The 20,802-nt window shown below is 44.1% G+C and carries 23 protein-coding genes and 1 other annotated feature; of the genes, 13 read left to right on the top strand and 10 right to left on the bottom strand.

What is annotated here, in order from left to right; translation table 11 throughout:
- Positions 1–45: 45 nt before the first annotated feature.
- Positions 46–269, top strand: a binding site (T-box leader).
- 54 nt (positions 270–323) lie between these two features.
- The 7 genes from proB to PO771_RS02535 all read left to right on the top strand — a co-directional run bounded on the left by proB (position 324) and on the right by PO771_RS02535 (position 5,568).
- A complete protein-coding gene (proB, locus tag PO771_RS02565; RefSeq protein WP_272561742.1) occupies positions 324–1,481 on the top strand; it encodes a glutamate 5-kinase in 1,158 nt (385 codons plus the stop codon).
- Complete coding sequence (locus tag PO771_RS02560) at positions 1,478–2,725, top strand: glutamate-5-semialdehyde dehydrogenase (protein WP_272561741.1); 1,248 nt, start codon at positions 1,478–1,480, stop codon at positions 2,723–2,725. Before proB ends, PO771_RS02560 begins: the two co-directional genes overlap by 4 nt.
- Positions 2,726–2,740: 15 nt before the next feature.
- Complete coding sequence (gene proC, locus PO771_RS02555) at positions 2,741–3,574, top strand: pyrroline-5-carboxylate reductase (protein WP_272561740.1); 834 nt, start codon at positions 2,741–2,743, stop codon at positions 3,572–3,574.
- A 30-nt stretch (positions 3,575–3,604) separates the two neighbouring features.
- Positions 3,605–4,417 carry a hypothetical protein gene (locus PO771_RS02550; protein ID WP_272561739.1) on the top strand — a complete coding sequence of 271 codons (813 nt, stop codon included), beginning with the start codon at positions 3,605–3,607 and terminating at the stop codon, positions 4,415–4,417.
- A gap of 48 nt (positions 4,418–4,465) precedes the next feature.
- Positions 4,466–4,765: a hypothetical protein gene (locus PO771_RS02545; RefSeq protein WP_422664974.1), complete on the top strand. Its 300-nt coding sequence runs from the start codon at positions 4,466–4,468 to the stop codon at positions 4,763–4,765.
- Positions 4,766–4,777: 12 nt separating this feature from the next.
- Positions 4,778–5,116: a spore coat protein gene (locus PO771_RS02540; RefSeq protein WP_272561738.1), complete on the top strand. Its 339-nt coding sequence runs from the start codon at positions 4,778–4,780 to the stop codon at positions 5,114–5,116.
- Between the two features lie 107 nt (positions 5,117–5,223).
- Positions 5,224–5,568, top strand: a complete 345-nt coding sequence (locus tag PO771_RS02535; RefSeq protein WP_272561737.1) for a DUF1811 family protein — start codon at positions 5,224–5,226, stop codon at positions 5,566–5,568.
- An 86-nt stretch (positions 5,569–5,654) separates the two neighbouring features.
- On the opposite strand, the gene PO771_RS02530 is transcribed toward PO771_RS02535, so the two are convergent.
- Positions 5,655–7,247: a sensor domain-containing diguanylate cyclase gene (locus PO771_RS02530; protein WP_272561736.1), complete on the bottom strand. Its 1,593-nt coding sequence runs from the start codon at positions 7,245–7,247 to the stop codon at positions 5,655–5,657.
- A gap of 198 nt (positions 7,248–7,445) precedes the next feature.
- The gene (locus tag PO771_RS02525; RefSeq protein WP_272561735.1) at positions 7,446–8,072 is read right to left on the bottom strand and encodes a nitroreductase family protein; all 627 of its coding nucleotides are present in this window, start codon (positions 8,070–8,072) and stop codon (positions 7,446–7,448) included.
- Between the two features lie 213 nt (positions 8,073–8,285).
- Here PO771_RS02525 and PO771_RS02520 point away from each other — a divergent pair, with 213 nt between their 5' ends.
- From PO771_RS02520 to PO771_RS02500, 5 genes are all read left to right on the top strand, one after another.
- Positions 8,286–9,317 carry an NAD(P)H-dependent amine dehydrogenase family protein gene (locus PO771_RS02520; protein ID WP_272561734.1) on the top strand — a complete coding sequence of 344 codons (1,032 nt, stop codon included), beginning with the start codon at positions 8,286–8,288 and terminating at the stop codon, positions 9,315–9,317.
- A 223-nt stretch (positions 9,318–9,540) separates the two neighbouring features.
- Positions 9,541–11,655 carry a methyl-accepting chemotaxis protein gene (locus PO771_RS02515; RefSeq protein ID WP_272561733.1) on the top strand — a complete coding sequence of 705 codons (2,115 nt, stop codon included), beginning with the start codon at positions 9,541–9,543 and terminating at the stop codon, positions 11,653–11,655.
- A gap of 156 nt (positions 11,656–11,811) precedes the next feature.
- Positions 11,812–12,456 (top strand): SpoIID/LytB domain-containing protein, encoded by a 645-nt coding sequence (locus PO771_RS02510; RefSeq protein ID WP_272561732.1) that lies wholly within the window; start codon positions 11,812–11,814, stop codon positions 12,454–12,456.
- A gap of 14 nt (positions 12,457–12,470) precedes the next feature.
- Positions 12,471–13,100 (top strand): hypothetical protein, encoded by a 630-nt coding sequence (locus PO771_RS02505; RefSeq protein ID WP_272561731.1) that lies wholly within the window; start codon positions 12,471–12,473, stop codon positions 13,098–13,100.
- Positions 13,100–13,477, top strand: coding sequence for a cupredoxin domain-containing protein (locus PO771_RS02500; RefSeq protein ID WP_272561730.1), 378 nt, complete (start codon positions 13,100–13,102; stop codon positions 13,475–13,477). Before PO771_RS02505 ends, PO771_RS02500 begins: the two co-directional genes overlap by 1 nt.
- Before the next feature lie 47 nt (positions 13,478–13,524).
- Here the strand turns inward: PO771_RS02500 and PO771_RS02495 are convergent, their stop codons facing one another.
- From PO771_RS02495 to PO771_RS02470, 6 genes are all read right to left on the bottom strand, one after another.
- Entirely contained in the window at positions 13,525–13,881 is a 357-nt protein-coding gene (locus tag PO771_RS02495; RefSeq protein WP_272561729.1) for a hypothetical protein, read from the bottom strand.
- 54 nt (positions 13,882–13,935) lie between these two features.
- Entirely contained in the window at positions 13,936–14,139 is a 204-nt protein-coding gene (locus PO771_RS02490; protein ID WP_272561728.1) for a hypothetical protein, read from the bottom strand.
- A 214-nt stretch (positions 14,140–14,353) separates the two neighbouring features.
- The gene (locus tag PO771_RS02485; RefSeq protein WP_272561727.1) at positions 14,354–15,679 is read right to left on the bottom strand and encodes an Nramp family divalent metal transporter; all 1,326 of its coding nucleotides are present in this window, start codon (positions 15,677–15,679) and stop codon (positions 14,354–14,356) included.
- 298 nt (positions 15,680–15,977) lie between these two features.
- Positions 15,978–16,916: a 4-hydroxy-3-methylbut-2-enyl diphosphate reductase gene (locus PO771_RS02480; RefSeq protein WP_272561726.1), complete on the bottom strand. Its 939-nt coding sequence runs from the start codon at positions 16,914–16,916 to the stop codon at positions 15,978–15,980.
- Between the two features lie 37 nt (positions 16,917–16,953).
- Entirely contained in the window at positions 16,954–17,226 is a 273-nt protein-coding gene (locus tag PO771_RS02475) for a YciI family protein (RefSeq protein WP_272561725.1), read from the bottom strand.
- Positions 17,227–17,325: 99 nt separating this feature from the next.
- On the bottom strand, positions 17,326–17,994 hold the full coding sequence (locus PO771_RS02470; protein ID WP_272561724.1) for a YigZ family protein: 669 nt from the start codon (positions 17,992–17,994) through the stop codon (positions 17,326–17,328).
- 71 nt (positions 17,995–18,065) lie between these two features.
- On the opposite strand from PO771_RS02470, the gene cls reads away from it, so the two are divergent.
- Entirely contained in the window at positions 18,066–19,580 is a 1,515-nt protein-coding gene (cls, locus tag PO771_RS02465) for a cardiolipin synthase (RefSeq protein ID WP_272561723.1), read from the top strand.
- A 71-nt stretch (positions 19,581–19,651) separates the two neighbouring features.
- On the opposite strand, the gene PO771_RS02460 is transcribed toward cls, so the two are convergent.
- Positions 19,652–19,921 (bottom strand): helix-turn-helix domain-containing protein, encoded by a 270-nt coding sequence (locus PO771_RS02460; RefSeq protein WP_272561722.1) that lies wholly within the window; start codon positions 19,919–19,921, stop codon positions 19,652–19,654.
- Positions 19,922–20,011: 90 nt separating this feature from the next.
- Entirely contained in the window at positions 20,012–20,776 is a 765-nt protein-coding gene (locus PO771_RS02455; RefSeq protein ID WP_272561721.1) for a DUF4230 domain-containing protein, read from the bottom strand.
- Positions 20,777–20,802 lie beyond the last annotated feature (26 nt).

The raw sequence follows: 20,802 nt of genomic DNA, 5'->3' as shown, positions 1-20,802 counted from the left end.
GGCTTGACAATTGGATAAAGGGACAACATAATGAAAGTACTTATACACAATGCGTTGACGAGGACTAGTACGACATACGCCCAGCGATCAGAGAGCGAATCCATGGCTGCGAGATTCGCCGTATGGCATGTCCGAACCTCCCTCTGAGTGCTGGCAAATGAAGCTAGCCGGGGTTCCCTCACCCTGTTACCAAAAAGGAGAGCGGGCGCATATCGACAATCATGCGTCAATCAAGGTGGTACCACGGAAGCTAGCCTTTCGTCCTTTTATTTCAATAAGGACGAAAGGCTTTTTTATTGGCATAAAACAAAGGAGAGATCGGGATGGATAACAAAAAGAAAAATCGCATAGTAGTGAAGATTGGCAGCAGTTCTCTTACCAATCCGAACGGCGGGCTGTCCCACGAGAAATTAATCGGACATGTGGATGCACTCGCAGCTCTGCGCCAGGCAGGGCATGATGTCATTCTTGTCTCGTCCGGAGCAGTTGCGGCTGGATTTACCGCACTTGGTTATCCATCCCGCCCTGTAACTATCGAAGGCAAACAGGCAGCTGCAGCGGTTGGTCAGGGGCTTCTTATTCAAGCATACAATGAAGGACTCGGCATACACGGATTAACCGCCGCACAAATTCTGCTGACACGAGACGATTTTGCCAAACGGAATCGTTATCACAACGCGTACAATACGCTGAATGAATTACTTAAACGGGGCATGATTCCGATTATTAATGAAAATGACTGTGTGGCTGTCGATGAATTAACCTTTGGTGACAACGACATGCTCTCCGCACTTGTGGCCGGATTTCTACATGCCGATGGTCTAATGATCCTAACTGATACAGACGGTTTATACGATGCGGACCCTCGCTCAAATCCACATGCGCGAAAATTCAGTCTCCTACATGAGATTACACCGGAGATTGAGGCGCTTGCAGGCGGTGCAGGCTCAAGCGTTGGCACCGGGGGCATGCGCTCGAAAATTAATGCCGCCAAGTTTGCTCTCTCCCTTGGCATCGAAATCTTCGTTGGAACCGGGGATGGAGCCGATAAGCTGCTGCGTATTCTCGCAAACGAAGGAGCAGGGACGTATTTCCGTAACGAAATGCAAGGCTCCCTTAAATCACACAAGCAATGGATCGCCTTCCATGCGGACTGTGCGGGACGAATTGAAGTCGACGCGGGTGCTGCTTCTGCCCTTCTATACGGAGGAAAAAGTCTCTTACCATCTGGCATCACAGACGTCGGTGGAAGCTTCTTAGCAGGTGATGTGGTAGAAGTATGGGATACACTGGGCCGCCGCCTTGGCAAAGGTGAAGTACGCTATGATGCAAATCAACTTCGCCAGGTTAAAGGTGAATCTGGTCCAGCCTGTCAAGAAGTACTTGGAACGTCCCGGATCGAGGCGATTCACCGCGACAACTGGGTAACGTTATATATGGAAGAAGATAAAGAAGACACACGGGAGGAGATTATTCAATGAATCTGATCGATAAAGCGACTCACGCACGTGAAGCAGCAGCTGCGATGACAGCTCTGACTACCGAACAAAAAAATCAAGCGCTTCTCGCCATGGCAGATGCGCTTGAGACACATATGGCACATATTATTGAAGCGAACACGCAAGATACAACTGCTGCCAAAGAAAGCGGCATTACGCATGCCATGCTTGACCGCCTGACCTTAACAGAAGCACGCATTAAAGATATGGCAGACGGACTACGTCAGGTTACGACTCTCGCTGATCCAGTCGGTGATGTTCTCGAAGCGTGGGAGCTGCCAAATGGCTTGCAGGTCGAAAAAGTACGGGTTCCGCTCGGCGTTATCGGCATCATTTATGAAGCGCGTCCGAACGTAACCGTAGATGCAGCCGGTCTGTGCCTAAAAGCAGGCAACGCAGTCGTCCTGCGCGGAAGCTCCTCCGCTCTTCATTCTAACCGGACACTTGTTACCATCTTGCGCGAAGCACTGACGGACACAGCAATCCCGGTTGAAGCCATCCAACTGCTCGATGAAGGCACACGAGAAGAAGTAAATCGCATGATGCGCTTGAACGGTTATCTCGATGTTATCATCCCACGTGGTGGTGCAGGACTTATCCGATCTGTTGTTGAGAATTCATCTGTTCCGGTTATTGAGACAGGGGCCGGTAACTGCCACATCTATCTCGATGCAAGCGCAAAGCTGGACATGGCGACAAACATTGTACTCAACGCCAAAACACAACGGCCAGCCGTCTGCAATGCCGCTGAAACATTGCTCGTTCATACAGACTGGGCCAAGCAGCATCTCACTGACATCCTAACTGCTCTCACAGAGAAAAATGTGGAACTGCGTGGCTGCGCACGTACCCGTGAGCTGGCTCCTGACCTGGCGATCCTCCCTGCGACGGACGAAGATTGGTCAACTGAATATAATGATTACATTATGACAATTGGTATCGTGGATTCTGTTGAAGAAGCGATTGCTCATATTAACCGTTTTAGCACCAAACATTCGGAAGCGATCATTACTGAATCAGCTGAAAATGCACGTGCATTTCTCACTCGCGTCGATTCCGCTGCCGTTTACCATAACGCATCCACCCGGTTTACCGATGGATTCGAATTCGGCTTCGGGGCCGAAATTGGCATCAGCACCCAGAAGCTGCATGCACGCGGCCCAATGGGACTTCCAGCGCTCACATCATCAAAATATATCATTCATGGCGCAGGCCAAATTCGTTAAGGAAGGTACCTACTTATGCTTCAGGAAAAACGCATTTGTTTCATCGGCGCAGGCTCCATGGCAGAAGCTCTCATCTCAGGGCTAGTCTCGAAAAAACTGCTGCCCTCTCAGCAAATTTTCGCGAGCAACCGTGGCAACAGCGAGCGCATAACCGAACTTGTTACTCGTTATGGCATTGCCGCACCCGACAAAGAAACAGCCATTCGCACAGCCGATATTCTCGTACTGGCTATGAAACCAAAAGATGTGGACTCGGCAATCGAGGGCATTCGTTCATTTACACGTCCTGATCAACTCGTGATTTCGGTGCTAGCTGGCACACCAACAGACTATATCTCCAGTCTGCTCGGTCATAATGCAGCCGTTATTCGCACTATGCCGAACACATCAGCGGCTATCGGCATGTCCGCTACCGCACTTGCTCCAGGTCAATATGCAACAGATGAAGATATGGCGATTGCGACAGCAATTTTTGAAGCGGTTGGAATCGTAGAAGTTGTCAAAGAAGAAGAACTGCATGCTGTTACTGGACTGTCTGGTAGTGGTCCGGCTTACGTATATTATCTCGTAGAAGCAATGGAAGACGCAGGACGCGACATCGGCCTTGCGCCTGAGGTGGCCCGCCGTCTCATCCTACAAACGATCATCGGTGCTGCGAACATGCTGCTTGAACCAGGTGCTGAGCCGGATGTTCTACGCCGCAATGTAACGAGTCCGAACGGCACAACCGCCGCTGGCCTGGCAGTACTGGCCGAGCATGGTTTCCAGGAAGCTATTCGCGCTTGCATCCGTCGTGCTACTGAACGTTCTGAAGAAATGGGCGCCCAGTCCTCCATTACATCCAAATAATCGCTTCTATTCAGCAAAAGGAGACACAGTATGGACGTTTTTGCATTGCATGGCCCGAGTGGAACGGGCAAAAGCACAAGCGCTCTTGAGGTCGCACATAAATATAACATTCAGGCCATTATTGATGATGGCCTGCTGATTTATCGCGGGCGCAAAGTATGCGGTACATCTGCCAAGTATGAGAAAACAACCGTGCAGGCTGTTAAACGGGCCATTTTTTTCTATGATGAGCATCGAACAGAAGTACGAGATGCTATTCGAGCGTACGGCATCGAGCGCATTCTTTTACTCGGTACATCGCGTAAAATGGTGAATCGCATTGCCGATGCACTCGAAGTCGGCCCGATTCAGACGTACATTTCCATTGAAGATATTCGCTCATCCAGCCAGATCAAAGCAGCCTTATATACACGTCAAACAGAAGGTAAGCATGTCATTCCGATTCCACACATTCAGGTAGATCAGAATTTCTTCTCCCGCTTGATTAAGCAGGGTAAGCAGATTTTTTCCGCTCGCAAAGAAGTCATTGGCGAGACGACGATTGTGCAGCCTGATTTTGGCGGTGGACGTATGCATGTGGCTGAGACCGTGCTCCGCAAGCTGGTAACCTTGAGCTGTCTTGCCGTTCCTGAAGTAGAAGGAGTTGGCAAGATTGAAGTTCACCTAAATGACCTGCCAACTGTCACAGTAGAACTTCATCTAAAAACAGGACGCAGCTCTTCCCTGCCAGCAGTCGCAGAAACCGTGCGACAGTATATATATGATACGTATGTGCAGCATCTGAATATTGAACTGCACACGATTACCATCCAAATTGCAAAACTTACAATGGCTGACGCATGAGTGCATGCGTCAGCTTTTTTTGTACACACTACTAGCTGTACACTACGATTGAAAGGAGCATCCATTATGCAGCAACAAATGACAGGCCAAAGTCAGGCTCAACAACCAATGTTAACCACCCCACCGCAAGTAATTACGGGAAAAGACCTCGGTTATTTAGAAGACCAAATGAACTGGCTGCTCGTCGCCGCAAAAAAATGCAGTCACTACGCACAGGAATGTACCGACCCGCAGATCAAACAGATCATTGATCAGGCTGGTCAGATGCACCAGCGCCATTATAATACGCTGCTTCAACACTGCCAGAACAACAACAATTCCGTAACAGCATCACTGCCAGCACAATAAGGAGGAATCGGCATGCCAAACACACAAATCGGAAATCCAAAAACTCCGGCTGCACAGTCAAGTGGTACAACTATGTCTGATATGGATCGCATCACAGACATTCTGTCGACTGAAAAGTATTTAACAGATGGCTTCAACATCGCAACACGTGAGGCAAGTCACGATTCCTTGCATCAAGCTATCATGACGTGCCTGACAGAAACGCACCAGTGCGCACGTGACATCTATAATGTCATGTTCCAGCAAGGGATATATACACTTGAAGCTGCCCAGCAGCCGAAGCTCGATCAAGCGTATCAGAAATTCAACAGCTATCTCTCTCAGATTCCGTATAGCGGACAGATGCAATAACACTAACAAACGAGGCTGCCCCAAAAGCTGTAGCACAGCGACTGGGGCAGCCTCGTTTGCATTATGCTATACTAACGGTATTAGCTACTCGAATAGGAGGTTCACATATGATTCGCTACAGCGAAATGACTCAACAACAGCTACAAGCCGAGATGCAGAAGCTTCGGCAGGAAAGCATGCGTAAATACCAGGCTGGATATATTTCGGAAGCATCGATTCTCGAATCAAAATTTTTTATGGCCCGCTCTTATCTGCTTGATCCAGATGATTATATGTCCGGTCAGGAATATATCGTGATCGGCTATGAGGAACCGTTTTTTGTCCGCTACCTGAACGGCGTTATGGCATGGGGCCACTTCCGCTCTTCAGACGAAGAAAAAGCGTTTCCAATTGGTCGCCTAGAAGAGATTGCGCCATCCTGCTCAAGCGGAGGCTGCGGCTGTAGTATATAGGAGCCCCTATAGAAACATATAAAAGCCTGACATACGATCCTATAAGGAAGATGTCAGGCTTTTATTACAAAACAGAGTCAAGTTATCTAATAGGGGGCACTGTTCTGCGTGCTAGTAGAATTCTCAAATACAATCGTACGATTCCTTCCGCTTTTTTTAGCTTTATACAAACATTCATCTGCTAACTCGATTAGTTTTGTTATTTCAGCTGTACAATCAGGATAAGAAGAAATCCCCGCTGAAATGGTTACAACCTCGCCAAATGAACTTGTGCTTGTTTCCATACTCCTTCGTAATCGTTCCGCTACCTTAGAGGCTTCATTTTTCCCCGTATAAGGAAGAAGGATCAGAAACTCCTCTCCTCCGAAACGACAGCATACATCCTGCTCCCGCGTAACTTCTCTCATGTTTTTCGCTAACAATATCAAAACTTCATCCCCTGCAGAATGTCCATACGTATCATTAATACTCTTGAAGTGATCGATATCCAATAAGATTAATGAAAAAGGCGTGCTGCTTTCTGTCCATTTCTTCATTCTTTCATCCATTGTTCGGCGATTTGTGAGATTTGTTAATGGATCAGTTGTAGACTGATACATAAAATCATTAATTCTATCATGCAAGAAAGCTAAGCTGTGCAGAAGGGATTTCTTCAATTGAATCGCTTCATAGTACCAGGCAGATACATTCTCTATGCTTTTTTCTTGATTAAATTCTGTGCTGTTCTCAGTATAATGCGCCAATTGATGCAAAGGTTGAGCAATCTTCTTAGAAATCCACCAAATAACTAGTAGCGATACGAGTAAGAAAGGAAGTGATTTTTTTATCATTTCATTAATCATATTCGTAGCAGGTGCTAATGCCATCTCTATTGGACGCTGTGAAACGATTCCCCAATCCGCAATTGGAACATATGCATACCCAGCAAGCATGTCTTTGCTTTTCGTATTTATCACTCGTTCAGCTCCACTCTTTCCTTTTATAAGCTTTTGAACGACATGATTTTCTGCTACAAGATCGTTGACTCGGGTAGGATCCTGATGATAAATAATGCGGCCATCCCCATCTACTACATAAACATAGGAACCATCTTTATAAAAATGCTGTCCTAGCAGTTCATTCAATGCATTCGTTTCCTTCAAATAAAGCGTCCCCCCCACTAGCCCAAGATAGTTTCCCTTTTCATCGGTAATGGGATATGAAATAAAGATAACAAGTTTTCCTATTATGGCAGTATATGGTTTTGAGATAAGCGGCTTTCTTTCTTTTAAAGCTTGCTGACCGCCAGGCGATGTGAGCATTTTGTTTTTTATATGCAGAGACTGGGGTGATGTAGCTAAAATTCTACCTTCAGCATTCGCGATGATCACAGAGTTAAAAATATTTGTCTGTATTTTTAAACGATTCGCCTCATGAAGAAGTTTTCCCTCATCCTTATTCATAAAAGGAGCAATATCCTTGGAACTGTATTGTAAAGTTTGCATCGTCGATTTCAAAAAAATATTTGTTGTTTTTGCGAGTTTTTGAGCATATACACGATTGGTTTCTAAGGTATTTGTAATAAGCGCTTGTTTATCAGTACTATAACCACTCCATAAACTGCTGCCGAGAGTAAAAATAAATGTTAAAAGAGCGACAAATACAATTAAATGTTGCAAAGAAAATTTCATTTTTTTCATTTCTATTTCGCCCTCTCTCCACCTTATCTAGCATACCAAACTATATAACCTCATATTATTCACTGATTTTAACATAAATCTCATACGATTGGATACTTTATACCTAGAACTTTATCACCACAATTCGAACAACTATAAAGATCATAAATAAAAACCTGACATCTTCCGTATAGGAGTAGAATGTCAGGTTTTTTATAGTCAAAACGATTGATATGTAACAAATTCCCTCACTGGCTTACGATATCCACGTGGTCTCTGGCTGGAGGTATCCTCTTTCCCGATTGTAATTAGTAGAGCCGGAATATACCTATCTGGGATATGTAACGTTTTCCGCATAACTTCAGGATCAAAACCGATCATAGGGCAAGTATCCCAGCCTCTCGATTTTGCGATTAACATAAACTGCATAGCGGATAAGCTAGCGTTTCGAATGGCTTCATCCCGCTTGAACATATCTCCACCATTCTCATACATCTGAATTATGCTTTCTACAGTCATATCATACTCTTGCTTATTTAACACACCTAAATGAAGCATTCCCTCATAAATCTTCTCTACTTCTTGATATGCTTGTGTATCTCCGAGTACTAGAATAGCTGCTGAAGCTGTATGAACTTTATATTGTTTGTATGCAGCCTCGTATACCTTTTCCTTTATATCAGGATCCGTAACAACTACATAATGTGCATGCTGTAGGTTAAATGCTGAAGGAGCAAATTTGGCAAGAGAAAACATCTCGTCTAACTCTTCTTGGGGAATTGTCACTCCCTGAATAAACTTATTAGCCGAACGTCTTTCTTTTACTAGAGATACAAAGTCATTCATAAAAATATCCTCCCCTTAATTATCTTTTTATAGTAAATATACTATTAAAAGATTCAGTTGACAAGTTGCAAGTATTCTTTTAATTCCACCTGCACATTTCTTACGACATCATTTTTGGATAAAAATATAAAAATAACACATTTATTGAAAAAAAGTAAATTAATCGTTACTATAGAATCGATGCTATGAAAAAATAGAAATGGGAGAGAAAAGATGAGAGAAAAAATAAGAGTAATCCAATATGGCTGTGGAAAAATGGGAAAGTACTTTCTTCGATACCTTTATGAAAAAGGAGCAGAAATCGTTGGAGCAATTGATCGTAATCCAAGTCGTGTTGGTAAAGATATCGGAGAGGTAGCAGAGTTAGGCGTTCAACTCAATATTCCTGTTCGCTCTGATGCAGAGCAAGTGTTCAAAGAGTGTGACGCTCATGTTTGTATCATTTCAACTACAAGTCTGCTATCTGATACATATGCAGCGTTTGAATTAGCAGCAAAACATGGTGTAAATGCCATTAGCACATGCGAAGAAGCATTCTACCCATGGACAACAGCACCAGCACTAACGAACCGCCTGGATCGTCTGGCAAAAGAAAACAACTGCACATTAACCGGCTCCGGCTACCAAGATGTATTCTGGGGAAATCTGATTACAACATTAGCAGGTGCCACACATCAAATTATCCGTATCGAAGGCCAGTCCAGTTATAACGTTGAAGAATATGGGATTGCACTTGCTAACGTTCATGGCGCTGGACTAACGTTGCAAGAGTTCGAAGAGAAAATTGCATGCAATAATGAATTGCCGTCCTTCATGTGGAATGCGAACGAATGGTTATGCTCACAGTTCGGCTGGACCATAAAATCAATGAATCAAGAACTTGTGCCAACTACATGTAAACAAGACTTGTATTCACAAACATTAGATAAAACCATTCCAGCAGGAGATGCTACAGGCATGTCTGCGGTCGTAACAACTGTAACACATCAGGGACCTGTAATCGTGACGGAGTGCATCGGAAAAGTATATGCAGAAAATGAAGTTGATCGTAATGATTGGGTGATTAAAGGCGAGCCCAATACAGAAGTGAAAATTTCCTGTCCGGCGACGGTTGAACTGACATGTGCCACAATTGTAAACCGTATTCCGCAGCTATTACAAGCTCCGGCAGGATTTTATACGACAGAAAAACTACCGCCTGCTCAATACCGAACTTACCCATTACACTTCTATGTGAATAAGTAAATGGAACACCAAATTCCCACAGAACCCCCCATATATTTTTAGCCGCAACTCCTATTGGAAATAGGGATTGCGGTTTTTTCTTACGCAGGTACTTTCCTTAGGCTTGCATCTGTACGCAAATAATGTACGAAATTGTACAAATATTTTATTTACCATTTATATGAAAGTGACGTATCATTAGTACAATGGACCTGAATTTTAATACCCAAAGGAGTAAGAGGTAATGAACCTACAAACACGAAGTCTTCTCATTATTCTCGGTGCTGTTCTCTTAATATTTTCTGCAATATTCGGCACAACATCGGTTTTATCCAAAAATATGACAGAAAAAGAAGCCGAAAAACTAGCAAAATCATTGGCAACTGAACAAGCAAATCGTATTTCTTTGCAGCTCCAATCCCCTCTTGATTCAGCCCGTACACTCGCGTACACAATCGAATCAATGAAAGAATCAAATAACATATCACCGGACACATATAAAAATATGTTAAAAAGCACGTTAGAAAAAAACAAAGATTTTCTCGGTGTATGGAGTGTTTCTGAACCAAATGCCTTAGGAGATAAAGCCATCCAGACCCGCTATGCAAGTGATTATGACCAAGCTGGACGCTTCAGCTTATTCTGGGCGCGTGGAGACAACGGTATCACTACTTCACGTATCGAAGGAACGGAGTCTATGAAAGAAACGAGTGACTTTGATTACTATTTCCTTCCTAAGAAATCCGGAAAAGAAACCATCATGAATCCATACTTTTACGAAATACATGGAAAAAAAGTACTGATTACCTCGTTAATTGTTCCCATGTTTGTACATGACCAATTCATCGGTGTTGTGGGAATTGACGTTTCTCTTGACCATTTGAATGAATTGAACAGCAAACTCAAAGTTTATGATTCTGGATTTGGTGTACTTTTATCGAGCAATGGTACATTTGTCGCTCATCCAAACAAGGATAATATCGGTAAAACAATAGACGATATGAAAGGATTACAGAACAAAGAACAGCTTAAACACGCTCTAACAACCGGAACAGGCTATACGATTACGGACTATTCTCCAACTGCTAAAACAAATTTATATAAAGTTACACAACCGATTCCAATTGGAAATACGACTACTCCTTGGGCGTACGTTGTAGCTGCACCTATGAATGAGGTCATGGCTGATTCCAATAAAATTATGACAACAAATGCGATCATGGCCATTGTGGGAGTTATTATCCTAGCGGTGATACTCGTATTTATCACAAGAAATATCGTACAACCAATCAGACGAACAATTGAACACTGTAAGAAAATGGCGAATGGAGATTTTTCTTTTGAAGTTTCTGAGCGATCATTACGCCGGAAAGACGAGATTAAAGATCTAGCGATTGCTCTCATTGAGATTAAAACGAACATCAAGAACATGCTTGAAAATATACAAGAAACTACAGACAATGTCGCTCTTTCCGCTTCTCAATTAAAAACGAATACCGATCAAGGAACGCACTCAGCTAATGAACTAACCGTTTCCGTTCAGAAAGTGGCAAATGGAGCAATCATACAAGAAAAAAGTGCGGAAGAAAGTGTACAAGCAATCGAAGAAATGGCCATCGGTATTCAACGTGTAGCCGAAACAGCTTCTACTATCGCAGAAGGCTCTACCGAAATCATAAATCAAGTCCATCAAGGGAACTCATCGATTCAACAATCGATTCAACAAATGAAATCAATACAAGATGCCACACAAAAGACAGCATCTATTGTGCAAACACTTAACGATGACTCAAAAGAAATTGGACAAATCCTTCAACTGATTACTGAAGTAGCAGCACAAACCAACTTACTTGCATTAAATGCCGCTATCGAAGCCGCGCGAGCTGGCGAAGCTGGCAAAGGGTTTGCTGTTGTCGCCGATGAAATTCGGAAGCTGGCTGACCAAACCGGAGCATCCGCAGATAAAATTAGTAAATTGATTACGAAGGTTCAAATCAATACCGACCAAGCTGTTCAATCCATGGATGAAAACAAACAAAATGTACAATCCGGTATTTCTGTCATTCACCAGGTAAATGAAATGTTTAGCACAATTATGCATGTTGTCGAAAATGCTTCCGATCAAATTCAGGAAATGTCTGCTGTGTCGGAACAAATGTCTGCAAGCACAGAAGAGGTCACTGCTTCTGTAGAATCTATGAACCATGTAGCGAAACAATCTGCTGATAATACAAATCAAATTGTAGAATCCGCTGAAGATCAATTGGCTATTATGAATAACATTCAAGAATCGGCTTCTTCCTTGTTCAAAACAGCTGAAAATCTTGAGCAGTTAATGAAACAGTTTAAAATCTCATAGACATTCGATAAAGAAGCCTGACATACTCTCCTATAGAGAATATGCAGGCTTTTTCCTATATCCTAATTTCCAATTATTTCAACGAACAAAATAACCGTTTCTTCCCATACTAAGTCATAGCAAGAAAGATGCTTACATAGTAAAGGAGGAATATGCATGCGCCGTTATTCTTTTTACACGCTGTGTGCGGTTCTACTCGTTTGTCTAGCGATCCAACTATTTGGAACCGTACCAGCAGCAAACGCGCAAACTGAAGCTAAGATTGGACAAACTCCCGTTCCAGGCAGTCTGCTTGTGGCCGTACGTGAGAGTAAGCCAGGTGGTGAACCGAATCCACGCGGCCGTATTTTGTATGTAATGTCCCTGCCATTTGAAACGTATATCCGTAATGTACTGCCGAACGAATGGCTGCCAACCTGGGAGCCCGAATCTCTGAAAGCTGGCGCAATGGCCATCAAAATGTTCGCCTGGTACCACGCGCTCAATACGGTAACGATTGATAATCAGAAGTTCGCGGTTGATAACACGACCAACTTCCAGGTGTATCGGGAAGGTACTAGCATGCCGCGTACCAATGCTGCATTCGATGAAGTCATGGACCTTGCTTATGTAAAACAAGATGATACAATTTTTGAGCTGAACTATCGTGCAGGCTATCCAAATGACCCGAACTATCAATACCGTAACGCTCAAAAAATGTCTCAAAATGGAAGTCAATACTTAGCAGACAAACAAAGCAAAAATATGCTCGAAATCCTGCAATTCTATTACGAAGGCAAAAAGCTGGTGAAAATCCCATGATTGGAGGAAAACATATGAAAAAGTGGTTGCCCCCTCTTCTGCTGTCTGCACTGCTTAGCGCTTTGCCTCTCCAGACTAAGGCGGCGCCACAGCCCGAACACAAGCCTCTTCCAGAGTTTAAATATAAGACCGTTCAGCGTCAAAGCAGCGATCCCCTGACCTTACAGCCACCTATAAAGCCAGGACCTGACATCCCAGGTGCAAACAAATGGGACAGGTGGGCTCCGCTTCAAGTCAGAGTCATTGATTCGACTACTCAGAAACCGCTCGCAGATGCAGAAGTCGTAGTAGCTGAGAACGGATACCGAACCAAAACAGATAAAAATGGACTTACACCTGTCTTCCCCGCTCCCGTCATTCGTGATCCGCGCTTTGCGAGCGATGCACTTGCTCGTCTGCACGGTCAATTAACGTTACTCTCTTATAAAAATGGATACTGGGATACTGTTTATTACAATGTCCGCATGAACGAAGGTACAATGACAACTCCCGAAATGTGGATGTTCCAAATCACACCAGAAAACCGTCGCATTGAGCCGTATGTATATTTCTATCCGACACACCATCTGTTCACAGTTAATCTAGCTGAACAGTTCCGCAGCAAAACACAGCCGGGTGCCGGCCCCGAAAGTCCTCAACGTTAATGCGTCGCACTCGTATTGGATGGGTCCTGCTACTGCTTGCGATCAATATAGCCGTATTTGCCTGGAATCAGCAACATGGCCGTGTTTTTACACTTACAACCCGAGTGTCCCAAACGATTATGATCACAAAAAACGGATTCTCTCCCAAACATCTAATATGCAAGCAGGGGGATACCGTATCGCTCGTAATTCGCAACGCTGATAATCAGGTCCACAATTTCACACTCCCTGATTATCATATTTTCTCACGGGACCTTAAAAAAGATGAGCTGAGTACCATTGAATTCCAGGCAGTCAAAAAAGGCATATTCACATTTATCTCGGATACACCCGGACATCCTGAAGTCGGATTCAGCGGAACGCTTGAAGTAAAATAAAAAGAGCAGGCTGCTTGTTAGCAGCCTGCTCTTTTCCTATCGATCAACTATACACCTAATAATGTAACTCTCTGTACGGCCCAGATACCTGAGCCTCCTTGGCGTACCGGTTGATACAACTCAACAAGGAACTTACAAATTCCATGCTGCGCATCAACCAGTGCATGATTTAAACCGGAACCGTAATCTACATAGTAGCTACGGAAGACAAATTTGTCCCCCGGACTAAAGCCTAAATTGGCGATTCCGACTCGTTCTGCTGTCTCAACCGGATTCAGCCGCCATGGATTTCCCCCTTTATCCACGAACTGCTGAATCATCAAAAAGTTTTCTGGAACCGCTACGTGCCCCTGTTTCACTTCATTACAGGAGCTCTGTTGTCTCCTATATGCCCGTCGTCTCATCCGCATCACCTTTTTCTCTGTATCCTATGCGGTGGACTGACGCCTGGTTCCTACTTAAATAGCGAGTGCCGTGTCAACTGGACCTGCTACAATGCGGCCGCGCTGTACCTGACGATGGAATGCATCTTTCTCAATCACAAAGCCTTCATTCGAACCTTCATAACGACAGGCGAAGAATAGACGATCCATCTCCTCGACAACAAATGATCTCATTTCACGCGACAGGCAATATTGGCGACCTACATGATTCTGTATCATAACAAAATCCCTCCATATCCGTTTTCTTGTTATCTGTATCATAACACCTCTGTCTTAGTACAGCAAGTATTTTTTGAAAATTATTAAAACAAAAAAATCACATACAAGCAAAAGCCTGGCATACTATCCTATAAAGGACATGCCAGGCTTTTCATTTGCTCAAAATACTCTAGGGAAATTTATTTTTGTTTTGACGTGATCTCTAATGCTATGTCTACAGGTGAAGAAAATCTGCAAAGGTTTGATAAATTAAGAACAAATTTAACCCTAAAATCAATGTAGCTGAAATGATGGATAATACGGTTACTTTTTTAGAATTCACAAGAACTCCCATGATCTCTTTCTTCCTAGTAAAGTAAATCAACGCAATGATCGGGGCGGGAAGTACAATGCTTAATATCACTTGACTGACTATAAGAGTTTGCGTTGGATCAACGCCTAAAGCAACAACGATAACAGTCGGTAACATGGTAATAACTCGTCGAAGCCAAATAGGAATAGAAAATCCTACAAATCCTTGCATGATGACTTGCCCTGCCATCGTTCCTACAACAGAACTTGAAATTCCAGAACAAAGTAGAGAAACTAGGAAAACACTCGCTGCTGCAGATCCCAATAATGGAGTAAGTGTGTGGTAAGCAGACTGAATATCTGCAATATCGGTATGACCCTTGTCGTTAAAAACGGAAGCAGCCATATACATCATCGCAAGGTTAACAAAGCCTGCAAACGATAGCGCAATAATGACTTCTTTTGTATTAAATTTGTAAATCTTGATTTTTTCTTCATCATTACGTGGTACAATCCTGTTTTGCGTCAAGCTAGAATGAAGATAGATCGCATGAGGCATTACCGTTGCGCCTATAACTCCTACAGCTAACATTATACTATCGGCGTTTCCTAGCCATGGTACAACACTATGGTATACTACTTGACCGAAGTCTGGTTTGGATAAGAAGGTTTCGACAATATAACACCCCCCGATCATGAGGGCAAACCCGGCAATAAATTTTTCAAGTGGTCGAAATCCATAGCGGTCCAACATGAGTATAAGATATGTGGCAATACCTGTGAGAAATGTTGCGTACAGCATCGGTATCCCAAACAACAAATTTAAACCGAGAGTTGCACCTAAAAATTCGGCTAAATCAGTTGCCATCGCTGCAAATTCTGATACTACCCACATCGTATAGGAAAGCCATTTCGGAAAATGGTCCCGACACAATTCTGATAGATTTTTTCCCGTTGCAATTCCCAACTTTGCGGACATGTTTTGTAATAACATCGCCATTAAATTTGCTACTACTACTACCCAGAGCATTTTATATCCAAACTGAGATCCGCTTTGAATATTTGTGGCGAAATTGCCCGGATCAATATAGGCAATTGATGCAACAAATGCTGGTCCTAGGAATGGCAGTAACGCCCGTATTCCCTTGCGTTGTCCAGAAATCGAAGCACGGGCAGCTTCTAGTGTCTTATCCGCTTTATATGATGGATTAGCGTAAACTTCCGGGTTAGAAGTATCTAGAGAATTCACCTTCGCCTTCCCCTCCTATTTTCATACGTCATCTTTCTTTAGACAAATTAATTTTCCCTCATGCAAAATTGATTTTTCAATGATTTATACTATTACCTCGGTGCCTAAAAGTTGCTTGTATCACAATATTTTTCCCGAAAGAAACTTTTATGGCGGAAAGAAGCCACCTAGTTTTTCAATCAAAAAGTTTCCCTCATGCAAATTATATGTTCAAGGGAAACAAAATACAACTATAATGCCCAATAATTCGGCAACAAAAAAGCAGACAGTCCTTTATGGTCTGTCTGCTTTTTAATTGCTACCCCTTATAAGTAGGAAGCATTTTTTGTGGATTCACAGTTCGCTTCTTCTCCCATGTCTCCGGTTTCGTTTCATCGAACTGCTCTAGAAATCTGATCACTTCTTTCGTCAACGGTGTTGGCGTAGAAGCTCCGGCCGTCACGGCAACTTTTTGCTTACCCTTCAACCATTCAATATCGAGTTCGCTTAGGTCTCCAATCCGATATGCCTGTGTGCCTGCGATGTCCATCGACACCTGTGCCAGACGGTTAGAGTTATTACTGCGCGGATCACCGACTACAATAAGCAAGTCTGCTTCTCCTGCCTGCTCAGCAACCGCTTCCTGACGCACCTGCGTCGCCAGGCAGATCTCATTATGCACTTCACACGCTGGGTAACATGCAATCACCTTATTCATAATATGACGAATATCCCACTGACTCATCGTTGTCTGATTCGTCACAATCAGCTTCTCATCATGAAGTTGCAACCTGTCCACATCTTCTTCTTTCTCAATAAGGTGCACCCGCCCCGGTGCTACACCGAACGCTCCCTCCGGCTCTGGATGTCCTTTCTTGCCGATGTAGATCACATGGTAGCCTTCCGCAGTTTTCTCACGGATTAAGTCGTGCGTTTTCGTAACGTCCGGGCAGGTCGCATCGACTACTGTCAGCCCTCTCTCACGAGCACGCTCCTTCACTTGCGGAGACACGCCGTGTGCCGTAAAAATGACCGTTCCCTTCTCCACTCGCTCCAGCATCTCCATGCGATCTGGACCATCAAGCGTGATCACGTCCATATCTTCAAACGCCTCTACAACGTGGCGATTGTGTACGATCATGCCGAGAATATAAATCGGACGCGGCAGATCAAAGTTTTTAGCTGTCTGCTGCGCAAGCACCATCGCATCAACAACCCCATAGCAGTAACCGCGCGGTGAAATTTTGATTACTTCCATTTGTATTCCTCCTCACACCAAAGTAGTGTGCCGTTCCTTATCCTTCAAGCGGCAAATTCAGTGCGCCCCATTCCCGTAACTCCAGTGTGCGGGCACCTGATGTTACAGCCGGATCTTTCTCAGCCATCTCCAGCGCTTCTTCATACGTATCGGCGATGTAAATGACAAGACCACCTTTTCCATCTGTGAAAGGGCCTGCTGCCATTACTTTTCCTTGCTTAAACAGTTCGTTAATGTGTGCAAGATGGGCCGGGCGATGCTCTTTGTTTTTCTCCTGGTCGATAATCGGTAAAAATGCTGCATAATGCATATCGCTTCGTCCTTTCGCTATAAAGTATATGTCCTCGTCTATTATACCAACCACCGTAACGAATGCGAGTATTGTTCCGCTAGCTAGTTCACCCTGCTGTTATTCATCCTCTTCCAGATCAATATCATCTTCTGCTTCCTGCAAACGCTCGATATATGCCAGGTCTCCCGGTGTCCACTCGACCTGCCCGCTTGTCAGATTGATCATCAAGCTCGTAAGCGGCTCTTCCTTGCCCTCTTCTTCCCCTACTGTCACCGTCACCCGATCCAGGTATTCAACGTTCAAAACTTGATAGCCATGCGCATTTAATTCATTCTCCACCTTACCCCAATGCGTATAATCAAAGGCAAAATGATGGCCGCGTGTAAGAATTCGCTCCACTACGCCGGTTGCTCGAACTCCTGCGCTGGCCGATTTGCCGTAAGCGCGGATTAAACCGCCTGCCCCAAGCTTGATGCCGCCAAAATAACGGGTCACGACAATTGCTGTATCCTTTAGCCCTTTTTTCTTTATCACTTCCAGAATCGGCTTGCCTGCGGTACCACTCGGCTCACCGTCGTCATCCATTTTCTGATGCTGATCGTGCTCACCTACGATATACGCTGAACAGTTATGTGTGGCATCCCAATGTTTTTTCTTAATTCCTTGAATGAACGTCACAGCCTCTTCCGGTGTCTCCACCCGCTTCACATAACTAATAAACCGTGAACGTTTGATGTCAATTTCTGTCTCCCCTTCAGGTCGAACTGTCAAATAACGTTTAAGCATCGTTAACTTCCTTTCTTCCCGATAACTTTCTATATATAATAAACCATAATAACATACAAGGTTGGTGTACGATGATATGGAACTTTTCTAGCCCGGTTCTTGAGCTAGCAACTGCCTCTGGCCACCCGGCTACTTCTTTCTGGGGAATCATTGAGCCGTATTTTACCTTTCTTTTTTCCCTGTCCGTGTTTTTGATTGCCTTTCTCATTGTGCTGGAGAACCGCAATCCATCACGTACAGTCGCCTGGCTCATTGTCTTGAATTTCCTCCCTATTGTTGGCTTTATTTTATATGTCTTGATCGGGCGCAATGTACGTAAGCGAAAACTATTTCGTCATAAATTTATTAGCAACGCGGACGTCTTAAAAAAGCTTGAGACTCGTCCACGCCCTCTGCTAAAAGAAAGCGATTTCTGGATGTATCCGCACCTGGCCTCCAAGCGCCGTTTGCTGAATTTGATGACGAATGTATCCCAGTCACCTTTTACCGTTCACAATGCCTCCCGTATTCTGACGAACGGGGATGAGACATTCCGACAGATGATTGCCGACATGTCTGAGGCGAAGGATCACATTCATTTCCAATTCTACATCATTCGTCATGATGCTACTGGTCAGCAATTCAAGCAGGTATTGATCGATAAAGCACGACAAGGTGTAAAGGTACGGGTTATTTATGATGGGGTCGGAAGTGTGGGGCTTGATCGAGCCTATATTGCTGAACTGCGGGAGGCAGGGGTGGAGGTTGCAACCTTTTTCCCGGTAATTCTTCCGTTTTTAAATAATAAGCTCAACTACCGCAATCACCGCAAAATTGTCGTCGTAGACGGTAAAATTGGCTTTGTCGGCGGGCTAAACATCGGGGATGAATATTTGGGTAAGGACACACGTTTTGGCTTCTGGCGAGACTCCCATGTCCAACTTAAGGGGGAAGCGGTATATCTTCTTCAGAATATCTTTTTGAAAGACTGGTTTTTCGTAACCGGCCAAAATGTGAATAATGACCGCTATTTCCCACCGCTTGGCGAGATCGAAGAAGAGGAGATCATCCAGATCGCTGCAAGCGGTCCAGATTCAGACTGGGAGCTGATCTGGCAGATGTATTTTTCGATCATCGCTACTGCTCAGGAGAAAATCTATATTACTTCTCCGTACTTCGTGCCTGACGATTCCATTACAATGGCGCTTAAAACAGCGGCGTTAAGCGGCCTTGATGTACGGATTCTGCTCCCGAGCCGCCCTGACCATCATACGGTTTTCTGGGCGTCTCGCTCGTATTTTCAGGAACTTCTTGAAGCAGGGGTGCGCTTTTATCTGTATCAACCTGGATTTGTCCACGCCAAAATTTTACTGGTTGACGGGCTGGTTGCATCGATTGGCACAGCTAACATGGACATTCGCAGCTTTCAGCATAATTTTGAAGTGAATGCTATTTTATATAACAGCAATTCTGTTGCCAAGCTAGAAGCCGACTTCTTCGACGATCTCAAAGATAGCAAAGAGTTGACCTTAGCCGACTATCAAAGACGACCATGGCATCATCGAGTACTTGAGTCCATCGCTCGTCTGCTCTCCCCTCTGCTATAAAAAGACAACAAGGCCCGAGAAGATCCCGGTCAGCCGCCGGTATTTTCCCTGGCCTTGTTTTTCTTTGCCGATTAGCTTTCCTGCAATACTAATGGCTGTGCTACTGGTAAAAACTCATAGCAATTTTTATTCTGATATTTGTGTACTTTAATGAGCTGTTTTTCCTCGAGGCTTTTTATCTTTCGCTCTACTGTATTCTTATTCATGTTGCACACAGCTGCAATTTTTCGGATTGACGGAAAGATTCCACAATCTCGCTTGGAACCAAATTGAATGAGGAACATATAAATCATAAATTCAAACGGATCAAGCCCAAGCGTAAACAGATCGTTCATATCCATACGTTTCACCTCACTTCACTTCACTTACAAAACTCCGGTTTCTCTCTGCTTCTATTATTCCGTATCTACTAGCTGAATTTCAAGAGTTTATTACTGAAAGGCCACGTTCACACGATAACCAACCGGCTTATAAATCTGCTGTAATACCCGCACCGCCCGATCTTCCGCTGTCTGAAGCACACCACTTTCAGCTGCTTCCTGCTCCAGCTTACTGCGTGCCTCTACAAGCAATTCTTGCTGCTCCTCAGGTGATAAATCTCGGCGGAACATGCCTGATTCTGAAAACAGCTTTACTTTATCCATGTCGATGTTTGGCTCCTGCAAAAAACTGGCATGCGGCAGAAGGATGGTAATCTGCTTGCTTGCCTGATCAATGGATATATTATTTTCTGTTACCTGCTTCATGTTAATGCCAGCAAGCAATTTAGCTGGAACATCCATATGTACGACCCGCTTTGTGCCTGGAAGCTCCATATTATAAAACTTGTAGGCATCTTCACCTGTAAGAGTAGTGGTGACCACTGCTTCTGCCGTCGTCAAATACGAAAGCTCTCGTACCTCTTCGACCACGGTCTGACTGTTCATAGGCGTACTAAACCATTTATCACCCATCACCATACCGCCTGCCACAAACAATCCTCCGACTACCATTGCTACTAGAAAGCCGCGTACTTTTTTCCACATGCGCATCCCTGGAACACGCAGCAGCCACATTTTCTTTTTTGACTTTGGAGGAACTGGCTCTTGGACAGATTCTGATTCGACCTCCCCGTATGGCAAGTGATAGACTGTTGCCTTCCTATTCTCGCTCCCCATTTCTCTCACCTGGCGAATGATTTCTTCTTTGCTGTTCACGTTCGTCTCCCCCTCGCTCTTGTGCT

The organism is Aneurinibacillus uraniidurans (assembly GCF_028471905.1).
Classification (GTDB): domain Bacteria; phylum Bacillota; class Bacilli; order Aneurinibacillales; family Aneurinibacillaceae; genus Aneurinibacillus; species Aneurinibacillus uraniidurans.
The sequence above is the reverse complement of the archived record's forward strand: the minus strand, read 5'-3'. Positions and strand labels throughout refer to the sequence as shown.